Origin of the sequence: Pseudoalteromonas tunicata, assembly GCF_002310815.1 — a bacterium.
GTDB classification, from domain to species: domain Bacteria; phylum Pseudomonadota; class Gammaproteobacteria; order Enterobacterales; family Alteromonadaceae; genus Pseudoalteromonas; species Pseudoalteromonas tunicata.
In genome coordinates, this window is record NZ_CP011032.1 from 1 (window position 1) to 16,598 (window position 16,598).

Genomic DNA, 16,598 nt, shown 5'->3' on the forward strand with positions numbered 1-16,598 from the left:
ACATAGTGTTATCTGTTTTTAGCTGCTAGATCACAAATTAAAAAAAAATCAATATTGAACTTGTGGATAAAGTCGATTCATAATGTCATGCTATATTGCGTTTAAGTACGCTATTTCTGTATCGTATTGATGAACGGGAATACTGTTTCAGCACTGGGAGTTAACTGTGTATCTGTCGGTTTGGCAAAGTTGTTTATATGTCCTACAAGATGAACTACCTTCACAACAATTTAGCATGTGGGTTCGTCCATTGCAGGCGGAAAGTACCGAGGATACCTTGACCATTTACGCACCTAATCGTTTTGTTCTTGATTGGGTAAGAGAAAAGTATTTAAACCGTATTAATGAGTTATTAGTAGAAATTTGTGGTAATGAAACGCCAACATTGCGCTTTGATGTAGGCAGTAAACCGGTTTTAAATAAGCCTGCACCTGCTGTTGTTTCTGAAGCACAAAATCCACCGGCTAATAAAACTCGTGCAGAAGTCAGCTCACCACAACAGGTCGAGCCTGCTCTAAAAAACGCACATAAATCAAATATTAAAGAAACTTACACCTTTGACAGTTTTGTTGAAGGTAAGTCTAATCAGTTGGCCAAAGCAGCTGCTTCACAAGTTGCAGATAATCCTGGTACCGCGTTTAACCCAGTATTTATTTATGGTGGCACTGGTTTAGGTAAAACTCATTTATTACACGCAGTTGGTAATGGTATTTTAGCCAATAAACCTAATGCTAAAATAGCTTATATGCATTCTGAGCGTTTTGTGCAAGACATGGTTCGTGCACTACAAAATAATGCTATTGAAGAATTTAAACGCTATTACCGAAGTGTTGATGCGCTGTTAATTGATGACATTCAATTCTTTGCCAATAAAGAGCGCTCACAAGAAGAATTTTTTCATACCTTTAATGCGTTACTCGAAGGTAATCAGCAGATCATTTTAACATCCGATCGTTATCCTAAAGAGATCGAAGGGGTTGAGGATCGCTTAAAATCGCGTTTTGGTTGGGGTTTAACTATTGCAATTGAACCACCTGAACTTGAAACTCGGGTTGCGATTTTGATGAAAAAAGCACAGCAAAGTAAAATAAAACTACCTGAAGAGGTGGCCTTTTTTATTGCCAAAAGATTACGTTCTAATGTTCGTGAGTTAGAGGGTGCACTTAATAGAGTGATAGCGAATGCTAACTTCACTGGTCGTCCTATAACCATTGATTTTGTTAAAGAAGCATTACGTGATCTCTTAGCTTTACAAGATAAATTGGTGACGATTGATAATATCCAACGTACAGTCGCTGAATATTATCGGATCCGAGTATCAGATCTATTATCTAAGCGTCGTAGTCGCTCAGTCGCTCGACCGCGTCAAGTTGCCATGGCGCTATCAAAAGAATTGACTAACCATAGCTTGCCTGAAATTGGTGATGCATTTGGTGGTCGAGATCATACAACTGTTTTACATGCGTGTCGTAAAATTAAATCACTCCGTGAGGAAACGCATGAAATTAAAGAAGATTATCAAAACCTGATAAGAACACTCTCATCTTAAGGTTAGCTCAATGATGCAAATAACAATTCCAAGAGACCAATTTCTTAAGCCATTGATCCAAGTATCAGGCGCTATTGAGCGCAAACATACATTGCCTATTTTATCTAATGTATTGCTCGAAATAGCAGATGGTAAATTAATGATGACCGGAACTGATTTAGAAATTGAATTAGTTGCCTGTGTTACGTTAAGTCATTTTGTTGAAGACAGTAAGCTGACTTTACCAGCTAAAAAATTACTCGATATTTGTAAGAGTTTACCCGACGGTAGTGAAATTACACTCTCAGCACAAGATTCCCAAGTTTTGTTAACTTCGGGTAAGAGCAGATTTTCTCTAGCGTCATTACCTGCGCTCGATTTTCCTAATTTAGAGCAATGGGATGGTGAAGTAGATTTTCAAATAACACGTAATGAGTTACGTAAGTTATTGGAAAGTACACACTTCTCTATGGCTAACCAAGATGTTCGTTACTATTTAAATGGTATGTCTTTTGAAGTAGATAATTCAGAGATTAAAACAGTTGCTACTGATGGACACCGTTTAGCTTTATCGCAAAAGAAATTAGATTACTCACTAAACACCCAACGTCAATTGATCATACCTCGTAAAGGTGTGCAAGAAATTATGCGCTTAATGGTGAGTGATGATAATTTAGTGACCATTCAATTTGGCGCAAATCATTTTAGAATCATTGATCAAGAATTCACTTTCACCAGCAAATTAGTTGATGGCCGTTTTCCTGATTATCGCCGTGTACTTCCTCGTGGTGGTGATAAAGTGGTTACAGCAAATCGAGAGTGGTTACGTAGTGCATTTTCTCGCGTATCGATTTTATCAAATGAAAAGTTTAGAGGCGTTCGTTTAAACTTCTCTGCTGGTGAACTCAAAATAACGGCTAATAATCCTGAACAAGAACAAGCCGAAGAAATAGTAGAAGTTGTTTATAGCGGTCCTGATTTAGAAATTGGTTTTAATGTTTCTTATGTACTTGATGTACTTAATACATTAAAAACGGAAGATGTTAGTTTTACACTATCAGATTCAAATAGCAGTGCATTGGTTGAAGGCACTGGTGATGATGAAGCTATGTATGTTGTTATGCCTATGCGTTTATAGCAATGAGCTTAGAGCTAGTTACTGTTAAAAACTTTCGCAATTTAGCTGATCTTTCATTTTCACCCGTTGATGGCGTTAATATTATCTACGGTGAAAATGGAAGTGGCAAAACTAGTTTACTTGAAGCTATTTATTACCTTTCTCATGGAAAATCATTTCGTACTATAAAGTACAAAACTATTATTCAGCATCATCAAGATACGTTTGTTATTCATGCCAAAAAGCGTATAGACCAACTCTTATTACCTGTTGGGATAAGTAAGAATCAAGCAGGTGATACTGAGTTAAAAATTCAAGGCAAAGTCAGTCGTAAAATTGCAGAGTTAGCCGAACTAATACCTGTACAACTTATTACCCCTGAAAGTTATGCTTTGTTTTTTGGTGGTCCTAAAGAGCGACGTAAATTTCTTGATTTTGGATTGTTCCACGTGGAACATCATTTCTTTTCTTTATGGTTATCATTTAATAAACTACTAAAGCAAAGAAATGCACTACTCAAACAAAAACCCCATAACTATCATGAGCAAATAAAGTATTGGGATAAAGAATTTGTAAGACTATCGCTCGAAATAAATACTTTAAGAAAAACGTATTTAGAGAGGTTTCGAAGCGTTTTTTTTGATAAAATAGCTGCTAATTTAACGCTAATTGTCAACTTAGAGATTAAGTACAACAGTGGCTGGAAGGATGAAGCAGAGCTATCAGAACTCCTGATTCAAAGTTTTACTCGGGATGTGAAACAAGGTTTCACAAGTTTTGGCCCTCATAAAGCAGATTTAACTTTTTCGGTTAATGATTCTTTGGTTGAAAACTATTTTTCCCGTGGTCAGCTTAAGTTGTTAATCTATGCACTTAAGGTGACACAAAATTATATCATTGAAGCTGAAACACAAAAGCAATCAATTTTATTAATAGATGATTTAAGCTCAGAGTTAAGTATTGATACGCGAAAAGATGTTGGACAGTTACTGGCCCAATGTAATTCGCAAATATTTATAACCGCTATTGAGTCTGAGAGTATATCCGCCGTGTTGGAACCTATGAAAAGAAAATTAGAAATGTTCCACGTGAAACATGGCAAACTAATAACAAGTTAATTGGAATAAACCATGTCTGAAATTTACGATTCGTCGAGTATTAAAGTACTAAAAGGATTGGATGCAGTTAGAAAGCGTCCAGGAATGTACATTGGTGACACGGATGATGGCTCCGGTCTACATCACATGGTATTTGAAGTTGTCGATAACTCAATCGATGAATCACTTGCTGGTCATTGTGATGACATTGCTATTATGATTCATACGGATGGATCTGTCTCTGTTCGTGATAATGGTCGTGGTATTCCAACATCAATTCATGAAGAAGAAGGCATATCTGCTGCCGAGGTTATCATGACGGTATTACATGCCGGTGGTAAGTTTGATGATAATTCATATAAAGTATCAGGTGGTTTACACGGTGTTGGTGTATCTGTTGTAAATGCTTTATCTGAAAAGTTGCGCTTAACTATTCGTCGCGAAGGAAAAGTGCACGAGCAATTTTATACTCGTGGTGTGCCTGATGCGCCATTAGCAGTAATCGGCGAGTCAGATACTACAGGCACAGAAATTCGTTTTTGGCCAAGTGGCGAGACATTTACTGATTTGAATTATCATTATGATATTTTAGCTAAGCGTTTACGCGAACTTTCATTCTTAAACTCTGGTGTTAGCATTCGTTTAATGGACGAGCGAGATGAACGTAATGACCACTTTAAATATGAAGGTGGTATCAAAGCGTTTGTTGAATATTTAAATAAAAATAAAACGCCAGTACATCAAAGTGTATTCCATTTTAATTCTACCCGCGAAGAAGACGGCATCAGTGTTGAAGTGGCGATGCAGTGGAATGATGGTTTCCAAGAAGGCGTTTATTGTTTTACCAATAATATTCCACAGCGTGATGGTGGTACTCACCTTGCCGGTTTCCGTGGCGCACTAACCCGTACTTTAAACAATTATATGGATAAAGAAGGGTTTAATAAAAAAGAGAAAACTAGTGCTTCAGGTGATGATGCGCGTGAAGGCTTAACTGCGGTTATTTCGGTAAAAGTACCAGATCCAAAATTCTCATCACAAACCAAAGATAAATTAGTATCAAGTGAAGTTAAATCTGCGGTTGAGCAGGCGATGACTGAAAAGCTTACTGAGTTCTTATTAGAGCACCCGACAGAAGCTAAAATTGTTGTTACTAAGATTGTTGATGCGGCTCGTGCTCGTGAAGCTGCACGTCGTGCACGTGATATGACTCGTCGTAAAGGTGCAATGGATTTAGCTGGATTGCCAGGTAAATTAGCCGATTGCCAAGAAAAAGATCCGGCACTTTCGGAACTATATATAGTGGAAGGTGACTCGGCAGGTGGATCTGCCAAACAGGGTCGTAATCGTAAAAACCAAGCAATTTTGCCATTAAAAGGTAAGATTCTAAACGTAGAAAAAGCGCGTTTTGACAAAATGCTTTCTTCTCAGGAAGTTGCGACGCTTATTACAGCATTAGGTTGTGGTATTGGTCGTGATGAATATAAACCTGAAAAACTGCGTTATCACAGTATCATTATCATGACCGATGCTGACGTCGATGGCTCGCACATTCGTACCTTACTATTGACTTTTTTCTATCGTCAAATGCCTGAAATTGTAGAGCGTGGTTATATTTATATTGCACAGCCTCCACTTTATAAGGTGAAAAAAGGTAAGCAAGAACGTTACATTAAAGATGATCCGGCATTAACCGAGTACCTAACGACACTTGCATTAGAAGACAGTTCTTTATATGTAAATGATAAGGCGCCAGCAATTACTGGTTTAGCATTAGAAAATATCGTTAAAGATTATCAAGCAACAGAAGGTGTTATTGCGCGTTTAACTCGTAAATACCCTGAGTCTATCTTGAAGCAGTTAATTTATCAGCCGGCACTTGAAGAAGCAGATTTAAAAGATTCTGCAAAAGTAATTGCTTGGACACAAGCAGTGGTTGACTCTCTTGTTAGTGAAGATGTTGATGCAACTATCTTTAATGCAAATACTCATTTTGATGCTGAGCGTAATTTAACTTTCCCAGTGATTACGATCCGTCAACACGGTATTGATAAAGACCATATCTTAAATCTTGATTTCATTACGTCACATGACTATAGAAAAATTAAGAAAACAGGTGAGCTAATGGCTAATCTGATTGAAGAAGGCGGTTATATTCAACGTGGTGAGAAAACATTAGAAGTGACCAACTTTGTTGATGCTTTAGAATGGTTAATTACAGAATCAAAACGTGGTTTATACATTCAACGTTATAAAGGACTGGGTGAGATGAACCCAAGCCAATTATGGGAAACAACCATGGATCCAAGTGCTCGTCGTATGCTTCAAGTTAAAATTGAAGATGCGATTGCAGCCGATCAGTTGTTTGCAACTTTGATGGGCGACCAGGTAGAACCTCGTCGTGAGTTCATTGAGCGTAATGCACTTCGCGTAGTTAATTTAGACGTATAACTAAATCTACTGAAAAAAGGAGACCAAATGGTCTCCTTTTTTATTTTTTAACTGAAACAAACTGCTTAAAACCGAGCGCGTCACGGGTTATACTGAGTCTAATTTCGGGCTGCAATAAGCATAAAGCGACACTAATTATCATGCAAAAATACGATACTAAAACCTTTCAAGGTTTGATCCTGGCATTACAGGATTACTGGGCACAGCAAGGCTGTGTGATAGCACAACCACTTGATATGGAAGTGGGTGCTGGGACATTCCATCCTTTAACATTTTTAAAATCAATTGGTCCAGAGCCAATGTCGAGTGCTTATGTTCAGCCATGTCGCCGTCCTACAGATGGCCGCTATGGTGAAAATCCTAATCGCTTACAACATTATTACCAATTTCAGGTAGTGCTAAAGCCATCTCCAGATAATATTCAAGAATTGTATCTTGGTTCATTAGCTGCCATGGGTATTGATACATTAACTGACGAAGTTCGTTTTGTGGAAGATAACTGGGAATCACCAACACTAGGTGCTTGGGGTCTGGGTTGGGAGATTTGGTTAAATGGAATGGAAGTAACGCAATTCACTTATTTCCAGCAAGTGGGTGGCCTAGAATGCTCACCTGTGACAGGGGAAATTACTTACGGTTTAGAACGTCTAGCTATGTATATTCAAGGTGTAGATAGTTTGTACGACTTAGTTTGGGCTGATGGCCCGCTTGGTAAAGTAACCTATGGTGATGTGTTCCATCAAAATGAGGTCGAGCAATCGACTTATAATTTTGAATATGCTGATGTAACTGCGTTATTTGCACAATTTGATCAGTGTGAAAAAGAGAGTCAAAAGTTAATCGAAGCAGGTTTACCATTACCAGCCTATGAGCAAGTGATGAAAGCATCACATGCATTTAACTTATTAGATGCACGTCATGCAATCTCGGTAACTGAACGCCAACGTTATATTTTAAGAGTTAGAGCCTTATCAAAAGCCTGTGCTCAAAGTTATTACGAAGCTCGTGAAGCGCTTGGTTTTCCATTGTGTAAAGGTTAAGGGCAAAAAATGAATACAAATAACTTATTAATTGAAATTGGTACTGAAGAATTACCACCAAAATCATTGCGCACATTGGCCGAAGCCTTATTACAAAATTTTTGTGATGAACTTGCAACATTAGAGCTGAGCTATGAATCAGCCTCTTGGTATGCATCACCTCGTCGTCTAGGTGTAAAAGTATTTGGTTTAATTAATGCGCAGCAGGATAAAGAAGTTGAAAAACGCGGTCCTGCACTACAAGCCGCATTTGATGCCGAGGGTAATCCTACTAAAGCCGCGATAGGCTGGGCTCGTGGTTGTGGTATTGAAGTTGATCAAGCTGAACGTTTAGAGACTGATAAGGGTGCATGGTTATTGCATGTTGCAAAAGTGGCAGGACAAGCTGTAGAGAGCTTGATACCCGATGCATTAAGCAATGCGTTAACTAAATTACCTATCGCCAAACCAATGCGTTGGGGGGCATATAAAACCCAGTTTATTCGTCCTGTACATACAGTGACCGTCTTTTATGGGCCATCATTAGTTGAGGGCACTATTTTAGGCAAAGCGATTTCAAATCAATTACAGGGTCATCGTTTTCATCACCCAGCACGTATCGAAATTAATCATGCAGATGAAGCGTTTGCCGCACTTGAAAAAGCATATGTTGTTGCTGATTATGAAGCGCGCAAAGCCTTAATTAAAGGCCAAATAGAAGCTCTGGCAGCTGAGCATAACGCTATTGTTGCAATGGATGAGTCGCTACTTGAAGAGGTAACGTCGTTAGTTGAATGGCCAGTTACCTTAACGGCAACGTTTGAAGAATCGTTTTTATCTGTGCCTTCAGAAGCGTTAATCTTTACAATGAAAGATGACCAAAAGTATTTTCCATTACTAGATCAAGATGGCAATCTACTAAACAAATTTTTGTTTGTATCAAACATCGAAAGTAAAAATCCAGCACAAGTCATTTCCGGTAACGAAAAAGTAGTACGTCCGCGTTTAGCTGATGCACAATTTTTCTTTGAAACGGATAAGAAGAAAACGCTAGAAAGCCGCTTAGCGTCACTTGAAACTGTTCTATTTCAAAAAGAGCTTGGCACACTTAAAGATAAGTCAGAGCGGATTGCTGAACTATCAGGGTTTATCGCAGAGAAATTAGGTGCATCTGTTGTTGATGCGACTCGCGCAGGTTTACTGAGTAAAACCGACCTAATGACCGAAATGGTCATGGAGTTCACCGATGTACAAGGTATTATGGGAATGCATTACGCTCGCCATGATGGTGAAACAGAAGCGGTTGCACTGGCGCAAAATGAGCAATACATGCCTCGTTTTTCTGGTGATGCGTTACCAAGTAGTTTGATTAGTTGCTCAGTTGCATTGGCGGATAAATTCGATTCGTTAGTCGGTATTTTCGGTATTGGCCAAGCACCTAAAGGGGATAAAGATCCATTTGCTTTACGTCGTGCTGCAATTGGTGCTCTTCGTATTATCGTTGAAAAAGAGCTTAACTTAGATGCTCTCGACATCATAAATAAAGCGATGACGCTCTTTGGTGAAAAACTATCAAATCCAAATGTCGCTGAAGATGTATTTGAGTTCTTATTAGGGCGCTTCCGTGCCTGGTATCAAGACCAAGGTATTGAGGTTGATATTATTCAAGCAGTACTTGCACGTCGTCCAAGCCAGCCACTAGATTTTGATCGTCGTGTTAAAGCGGTAAGTCACTTTAGAAGCTTAGAACAGGCCGCAGCACTTGCCGCGGCAAATAAGCGTGTTGCTAATATCTTAGCAAAAAATGACTTTAAAGCAGCTGAGCAAGTAAATGAGAACTTGCTTGTTGAAGAGGCTGAAAAAGAGTTAGCTGCTCAAGTGAAGCGATATCAAGCTGAGCTAGCGCCAGTAATTGCTGCAGGTGATTATCAAAGTGTACTTGAAAAGCTCGCGGCTATTCGTGAGCCGGTTGATACCTTTTTTGATAATGTAATGGTAATGGCTGAAGATGAAGCGATAAAACAAAATCGTTTTACTTTATTAAACGAGCTCAGAAGCTTGTTTTTACAAGTCGCTGATATCTCTGTGCTACAAAAGTAAAAATGAGCCGACGAAAGTCGGCTTTTTTATTTGAAACACTCAGATAAAACTAAATAACACCTTGAAATTAATGTCTATTTTTATAAGTATAACGTTAATATTAAATGCAAAAATCAACCAGGATAATAACAATGAAAAAATTGATTCTGCCCGTAGCCTTAACTGCGCTACTGAGTGCGTGCTCGAGTACAGATACGTTTACTTCAGAAGAAACCACAGCAAATAAAATTGATCGTCCGTTATATTTACGAGGGGATTTTTCATTGTGGGAAAGCCAGCCTGAATATCAACTCGTGGCAGTAAGTAAGGATATTTACCAAACTAAAGTTAAGTTTACAGCTGTCGGCAAAGCGTACGAATTCAAAATTGCTGATGAGACATGGAGTGCGGGTCTTAATTGTGGTTATAACAATGAAGATTTAGATAAGTTTTTAGAACTAGGTATTCCGGTGCAAGCTAACTGCAACAGTGTTTATAACTATTTTAGTTTTTCACCTTATGAGGCGGGTTGGTATCAAGTGAGCATTAATTTCCGAAACTTGGAAAAACCACTGGTAACGATTAATCAGATATTTGAATAAAAAATGGGCCTGTGATTACAGGCCTTTTTTTATGACATATTGAAATGGTATTTGTTCGGTTTGAACTGCCACCAGCGTGTGATCCATGAAACGACAGAAGCTTGGAATATCGCGAGTCGTTGATGGGTCATCAGCTAAAATCAATACAGTTTCATTCGGCTGCATTTTGCGAATGGTACCACGGATCATCATGACCGGCTCTGGGCAGCGTAAACCGATGGCATCTAGGATGTGATCGGTAGAGTCAAAGTGTGACATAACAACCTCTATATAAAATTAGGCAATAGTTTAGGGGTTTATATGGCTAGCTTCAAATTTAAATCGCTTTTTCTTCAAGAGAATCATCTTCGACTTTTGGCATAAATATAAAGACCAGAAATACAAAGTCATGCTCTAATTCATAATGTTCCATCCGCTCAATTAGGGCTGCAGTTACCATATTGCCTTTTGTTAAGAAGGTATTGCCATTTGCATACTTAACATCTTGCGCAATCATCATTCCAGGTTTTAGCATGTCTGTTGTTAAACAAAATTGAGCATCACTCCCTTCAGGTATGTCCTTTAGCATTTCAGTAAAAGTATTCACTATATTTTTATCATAAATACGGTTAGCTTGTGATTTTAGGGCTTGAAGGGCATTACAGGTATTGAACTTTGTTCCAGTAAGTTGGCCTGAAATATACTTATGGTAATCACGAACTACAGCTAAGATACGCGCTCCGATTGGAATTTCGTCCCCTTTCTTTTTGTCTGGAAAACCTTTACCTGCATATCGCTCATACTGATAACGTAAAATATCAGATACTTCGTGTAATGAGGGAATAACATCAATGATCTCAGCACCCTTAAGTGCTTGCTGGTGTAAGATTTGTAACTCTTCTTGAGTCATTTCAGACTCTATTTTGTTTAATAAGTCTTCTGGCAGCGCAATTTTACCGAGCTCATGCAAGGATGCTGCAAGATAAATATACGTTAACGTATTTTTATCAAGCTGTAATTTTAAGCCTAGTAATTTGCATTGCTTTGCAATTCGCACATCATCCTTGTAATGACTGCCACGTTGTGCTGCAGCAATAAGAGAGATCATTTCTATAATCTGATGTAGCAGTTTACGCTGCCTGCTAGCTGCGGCTGCAAGACGTTGTAGGCTTAACCTGATTGATTGAGTTTGGTCTAAAACTTTTTGATCGAGCGTGGTTACAAGTTCTTCGAGGTCTTTATTTTTTTGTTGTAATTGCTGACTTAACTGGTCATTTTCAGCTTCTAAGATGACAGTTTTTACAGCATCTGCAACCACTTCTTTTATTAATTCATTATCCCAAGGTTTTGTAATGTAAGCATGGATCCCACCTTGATTAATTGCCTCAATCGTACTTTGCATATCAGAGTAACCGGATAATAAAATCCGTTTACAGTTTGGTTGATACTCTTTTGCTGATGCTAATACTTTTGCTCCTGATATATGTGGCATTTTCATATCACTAACAACTAAATGAACCTGGTTTTTAGATAAAAACTCAATGGCCTCACTTGGGTTATCAAAAGTGGTTATTTCATATTCTCGTCTAAAAATGCGTTGTAAGGCCAATAGAACTTCGACTTCATCATCAACAAATACGATTTTGGGTTTAAAGGTTTCTGTCATAGTTGAAAATCTCTTTATTGGGGTCTAAAACAATAGAGTGGTTGTTGTGTTTGTAAAATCAGAGGCATAAACCAAATTATAGTTTAGACAAGAGTTACTGCTAATTTTTCTTTTTAATTAACTATTTAAATAAGCTGATATGTGGAGTGTGTGTGCCAGATGTTCAAAAACCAGTTACAGAGCTTGATGCTATCCAAGCCCAGCTAAGTCAGGAAAAAATCCTACGCACTCAGCTAGAAATGAAGTTAGCTCAGAGCCAAAGTTCATTAAAAAAAGTTGAACAACAATTAAAAAATCAAACCGCATCTGTTGAATCTCGGCAATTCCAGCTCGAGTTTTTGACTTTTTTGGCGACGGTTACTTTTAGCCAGACATCACTTGAGTCTATTATTCAAAGTTTTTTATTACGCTCTGCTAGTTTTTTTGCAACCTGCAGTGCCTATATCAAGTGTGACTTAATGGGAAATGTTGCTGTTCCTTTATATAAACGTATTGATGATAACGATCTTGATTTATCAACTTTAGCGAGTAGCATCAATGCAACAGCATTAATTGAGCACATTACTGAAGCTGAATTTGAAACTGTATTAATGATGGCTGATTCATTTTTTAAAACGAATGATCAATTTGAATATGTTGTGGTATTACCATTATTTAAAAGTAAGCATTATCATGTATTGGCTATTTTCTTTAAAAACGATAAGCAGCTCGATACTTCAAAATTACAGACATTAGAATCAGGACGAAACTTAGTTAAAATTGCGCTTGGCCGTAAACTCGCAGAATTGAAGCTAGATAAGAAATATAAAGAACTAAACAAGGCATATCATTCTTTAGAGCAAGCGCAGCAACAGCTTACTCAGGCTGAAAAAATGGCATCGATAGGTCAGCTTGCAGCTGGTGTGGCTCACGAAATAAATAATCCTATTGGTTATGTCATGAGTAATATCTCTTCATTAAAAGAGTATATTGATGAGTTCAAAAGTTATTTTAAGACTGTTGAGTTAGAAAATAAAAAAACTACTGATGAAGTCGATTTTTTACTAACAGACAGCGCAGCTATAATTAATTCTTGTATGGGAGGGCTTGAGCGCGTAAGAACCATAGTAAAAGATTTAAAAACATTTTCACATTCGGGGCAAGAGCAAGCAGTTAGGTTTAATTTAAACCAATGCGTTGAGTCGGCATTATCGCTCATGGGCTCCGAGTTTAAATATGGTTCGTATGAAATTGAGCTGCATTTAATCGAGCCATTTGCGGATGTTTTGGGCACCAAAAATCAAATAGAACAAGTGATGTTAAATATTTTGATGAACGCAAAACAGGCAATGCCGCAAGGTGGAGTCATTCGCATTCGTTCTTATATTGATGGTGATAAAGCGTGTTTGGCAATAGAAGATCAAGGTTGCGGGATGGACAGTAAAGTACAGCAACGATTGTTTGACCCTTTTTTCACCACTAAACCGGTTGGAGTGGGTACCGGACTTGGATTATCAATTAGCTTTAAAATAATTGAAGCCTATCAGGGGGAAATTCAAGTCAAAAGCGAAATAGGCAAGGGCAGTTGTTTTACCATTAAACTACCCATACCTAGTCACCAAGAGGTATAGAGCAACCACTAGAGTTGCTCTTTAAAACAGATTATGGACGCTCAAAAATAGTTGCAATGCCTTGGCCTAAACCAATACACATAGTTGCTAAACCATATTGTGCGTTTTTATCTTCCATTAAATGTAATAAGGTTGTGCTGATCCGAGTGCCCGAACAACCTAATGGATGACCTAATGAAATTGCGCCACCATTTAAATTCACTTTTTCATCAACTACTTCACTTAAACCAAGATCTTTTAGCACAGGTAAAGCTTGTGCGGCAAAGGCTTCGTTAAGTTCAGCAACACCAATATCATCAATAGTAATGCCAGCAGCTTGTAATGCTTTTTTACTTGCAGGTACAGGGCCGTAACCCATGATAGATGGATCACAACCGGCAACCGCCATTGCTTTAACGCGGGCACGAATTGGTAAACCAAGTTCTAATGCTTTTTCTTCAGACATCATCAACATCGCAGATGCACCATCTGATAATGCAGATGAAGTACCTGCTGTTACAGTGCCACTTGCAGGATTAAATGCAGGGCGAAGTTGCGCTAGACCTTCAAGAGTTGTTTCAGGGCGAATCACTTCATCAGTATCAATACTGATTAACGTACCGTCTTCATCGTGGCCAAGTGTTGGTAATATTTCACGTTTAAAGCGACCTTCAACCGTTGCAGCATAAGCACGTTGGTGAGAACGCACCGCAAATTCATCTTGTTGCTGGCGGCTAATACCATGCAATGTTGCTAAGTATTCTGCTGTTAAGCCCATCATACCCGCAGCTTGCGCTACTGATTTAGATAAGCCCGCATGAAAGTCAACACCATGGCTCATTGGTACATGGCCCATATGCTCAACACCACCGACAATATAGACATCACCAGCACCGGTCATAATGGCACGAGCAGCATCATGAATTGCCTGCATCGATGAACCACACAAACGGTTAACAGTCACTGCAGGTACTGTGTGTGGAATGCCTGCAAGAAGGGCGGCGTTACGTGCAATATTGAAGCCTTGCTCTAATGTTTGCTGAACACAACCCCAGTAGATATCGTCTATCTGTGCAGGATTGAGCGCTGGGTTACGATCAAGTAAACCTTTCATCAAGTGCGCACTTAAATCTTCAGCGCGAGTATGACGAAAAATACCATTACGTGAACGCCCCATAGGTGTACGAATACAATCAACAATTACTGGAGTTTTCATGTTATTGGCCCTCTACCTGATAAAATTTACGTCCTGCTTGCGCCCATTGACGTGTTTGCTCTGAGACTTGGAAAATAGCACCTAAATGCGCGTATTGGTCTGCTTTTGCAACAAAATTAGCTAAACCAATTTGGTCTAAATAACGGAATGCACCGCCTCTGAATGGAGGGAAACCTAAACCATAAATAAGCGCCATATCAGCTTCTTGTGGTGAAGCGACGATATTTTCTTGTAAACATAACAATACTTCGTTCAGCATTGGGATCATGCAACGGTCGATGATTTCTTCTTTGCTAAATTCTTTTTCGCTCGCACACACAGAGCTTAATAATTCAAGCGCATCTGCATCCGCTTTTTTCTGTGGGCGGCCTTTTTTATCCATTTGATACTGATAAAAACCTTTGCCATTTTTCTGACCAAAACGATTCGCTGCAGCTAATACGGCAACCGGGTCTTTTTCTTGGCGAGCCATACGCGTAGGGAAGCCGTCGGCCATCACATCAGTACAATGATGCGCAGTATCTAAACCCACTACATCAAGTAAATAAGCAGGGCCCATCGGCCAACCGAATACGTTTTCCATCACTTTATCAGCTTTAGCAAAGTTAACACCTTCGACAACTAATTGGTTAAAACCTGCAAAGTAAGGGAATAAAACACGATTTACAAAAAAGCCCGGACAATCATTCACTACGATTGGTGATTTACCCAGTTTCAGGGCGTAATCAACCACAGCGTTAATTGTCGCATCAGATGTTTTGCTACCACGAATAATTTCAACTAATGGCATTCTGTGTACTGGATTAAAGAAATGCATACCACAGAAGTTTTCTGGCTTTTTAAGTGCGCTGGCGAGTACATCAATGCAAATCGTTGATGTATTAGAAGTCAGTACCGTATTTTCTGGCATATCAGCTTCAAGTTTTGCAAGTACTGCTTGTTTGATTTTTGGATTTTCTACAACAGCTTCTACAACGATATCGGCTGTTTGTAAGTCGTTATCGTTTAATGTTGGCTTGATAGCACCAAGGGTTTTAACCATTTTATCAAGTGTTAAACGGCCACGCTCTAGCTGCTTGCCTAAAATTTTAGACGCTTCATTCATCCCCAAGTCTAACGCACTTGGTTGAATGTCTTTCATGATAATTGGCACGCCTTTGTAGGCTGACTGATATGCAATACCACCACCCATAATACCAGCACCAAGCACAGCTGCTTGTTTTATTTCGGTATTATTGGCTTTTGCTAGTTTTCGTGCTTTTGATTTGATGAATTGATCGGCTAAGAAAATACCGACCTGAGCTGCCGCTTCTGGTGTTTTTGCTAGTTTTGCAAAGTTAGCATTTTCAATGGCCATCGCTTCAGCACGGCCATGATTTGCAGCCGCTTTAATGGTTTTAACAGCCATCATAGGTGAAGGGTAATGACCTTTAGTTTGCGCATATACCATGCCTTCAGCCATCGCAAAACTCATACCTTGCTCGACACGATTCATCTTTAACGGTTGAAGTTTTTCTTGGCGTTTTGTTTGCCAATCGAGCTTACCTTCAATCGCTTGTTCCAGCATTTTAACGGCGCTAGTTAGGAGTTTATCTGGAGCCACTACACTATCAATGGCGCCAATTTTTAGGGCTTCTTCTGCGCGGTGTTCTTTGCCAGTCGTAATCCACGTCATGGCATTATCAGCACCAATAATACGAGGTAAACGCACTGTGCCGCCAAAGCCTGGCATAATACCAAGTTTAACTTCAGGTAATCCTAGTTTTAAATCTGGCGCGGCAACGCGGTAATCGGTTGCTAATACCCATTCACAACCACCACCTAAAGCCATGCCATTTACGGCTGAAATGGTAGGGAAAGGTAAGTCTTCTAATTGGTCAAATACGTCAGTGGCATTTTTAATCCACTCAACTAATTCAGCTTCTGGTTTATCGAAGGTAGGTAAAAACTCAAAAATATCAGCACCAATAATAAAGTGATCTTTATCGCTGGTGAACACCATACCTTTAATATCTGAATTATTGGCTAATTCTGTTAGCGCTTGCCCACATTCTTGCAGGGTTTGCTGAGATAATTTATTAACTGGGCCGGGTACGCAAAATTTAAACTCGGCGATGCTTTCTTTAATAAAAGAAACCTCGAAGGAATCACTCTTAAATAACATTAACTATGTCTCCCTAGTTATCAAACTCAACTGGTACGATGAGTGTGCTTTTTACGCAGATTGCCTGCTTTAAATTTAAAATGCAATTAAA

General features: G+C 38.9%; 12 protein-coding genes. 8 read left to right on the forward strand and 4 right to left on the reverse strand.

Features of this window, described 5'->3' with window-relative positions; all coding sequences use genetic code 11:
* Positions 1–166 precede the first annotated feature (166 nt).
* From dnaA to PTUN_RS00035, 7 genes are all read left to right on the forward strand, one after another.
* Positions 167–1,549 carry a chromosomal replication initiator protein DnaA gene (gene dnaA / locus PTUN_RS00005; protein ID WP_009838892.1) on the forward strand — a complete coding sequence of 461 codons (1,383 nt, stop codon included), beginning with the start codon at positions 167–169 and terminating at the stop codon, positions 1,547–1,549.
* Between the two features lie 13 nt (positions 1,550–1,562).
* Positions 1,563–2,666: a DNA polymerase III subunit beta gene (gene dnaN, locus PTUN_RS00010; protein WP_040644000.1), complete on the forward strand. Its 1,104-nt coding sequence runs from the start codon at positions 1,563–1,565 to the stop codon at positions 2,664–2,666.
* A 2-nt stretch (positions 2,667–2,668) separates the two neighbouring features.
* Positions 2,669–3,763, forward strand: a complete 1,095-nt coding sequence (gene recF / locus PTUN_RS00015; protein ID WP_009838890.1) for a DNA replication/repair protein RecF — start codon at positions 2,669–2,671, stop codon at positions 3,761–3,763.
* A 12-nt stretch (positions 3,764–3,775) separates the two neighbouring features.
* Positions 3,776–6,193: a DNA topoisomerase (ATP-hydrolyzing) subunit B gene (gyrB, locus tag PTUN_RS00020; RefSeq protein WP_009838889.1), complete on the forward strand. Its 2,418-nt coding sequence runs from the start codon at positions 3,776–3,778 to the stop codon at positions 6,191–6,193.
* 140 nt (positions 6,194–6,333) lie between these two features.
* Positions 6,334–7,233 (forward strand): glycine--tRNA ligase subunit alpha, encoded by a 900-nt coding sequence (gene glyQ / locus PTUN_RS00025; protein ID WP_009838888.1) that lies wholly within the window; start codon positions 6,334–6,336, stop codon positions 7,231–7,233.
* A gap of 9 nt (positions 7,234–7,242) precedes the next feature.
* Positions 7,243–9,312: a glycine--tRNA ligase subunit beta gene (gene glyS, locus PTUN_RS00030; RefSeq protein WP_009838887.1), complete on the forward strand. Its 2,070-nt coding sequence runs from the start codon at positions 7,243–7,245 to the stop codon at positions 9,310–9,312.
* 131 nt (positions 9,313–9,443) lie between these two features.
* Complete coding sequence (locus PTUN_RS00035) at positions 9,444–9,893, forward strand: early set domain-containing protein (RefSeq protein WP_009838886.1); 450 nt, start codon at positions 9,444–9,446, stop codon at positions 9,891–9,893.
* Between the two features lie 15 nt (positions 9,894–9,908).
* Here the strand turns inward: PTUN_RS00035 and tusA are convergent, their stop codons facing one another.
* Together tusA and nosR are read right to left on the reverse strand one after the other, a co-directional pair.
* Positions 9,909–10,151, reverse strand: coding sequence for a sulfurtransferase TusA (gene tusA, locus PTUN_RS00040; RefSeq protein ID WP_009838885.1), 243 nt, complete (start codon positions 10,149–10,151; stop codon positions 9,909–9,911).
* Positions 10,152–10,209: 58 nt separating this feature from the next.
* Positions 10,210–11,538 (reverse strand): response regulator c-di-GMP phosphodiesterase, NosR family, encoded by a 1,329-nt coding sequence (gene nosR / locus PTUN_RS00045; protein ID WP_009838884.1) that lies wholly within the window; start codon positions 11,536–11,538, stop codon positions 10,210–10,212.
* 152 nt (positions 11,539–11,690) lie between these two features.
* Between nosR and PTUN_RS00050 the strand changes: the two genes are divergently transcribed.
* A complete protein-coding gene (locus PTUN_RS00050; protein WP_009838883.1) occupies positions 11,691–13,148 on the forward strand; it encodes a sensor histidine kinase in 1,458 nt (485 codons plus the stop codon).
* A 31-nt stretch (positions 13,149–13,179) separates the two neighbouring features.
* On the opposite strand, the gene fadA is transcribed toward PTUN_RS00050, so the two are convergent.
* Complete coding sequence (fadA, locus tag PTUN_RS00055; protein ID WP_009838882.1) at positions 13,180–14,343, reverse strand: acetyl-CoA C-acyltransferase FadA; 1,164 nt, start codon at positions 14,341–14,343, stop codon at positions 13,180–13,182.
* Between the two features lies 1 nt (position 14,344).
* Entirely contained in the window at positions 14,345–16,507 is a 2,163-nt protein-coding gene (gene fadB / locus PTUN_RS00060; RefSeq protein WP_009838881.1) for a fatty acid oxidation complex subunit alpha FadB, read from the reverse strand.
* Between the last annotated feature and the right edge of the window lie 91 nt (positions 16,508–16,598).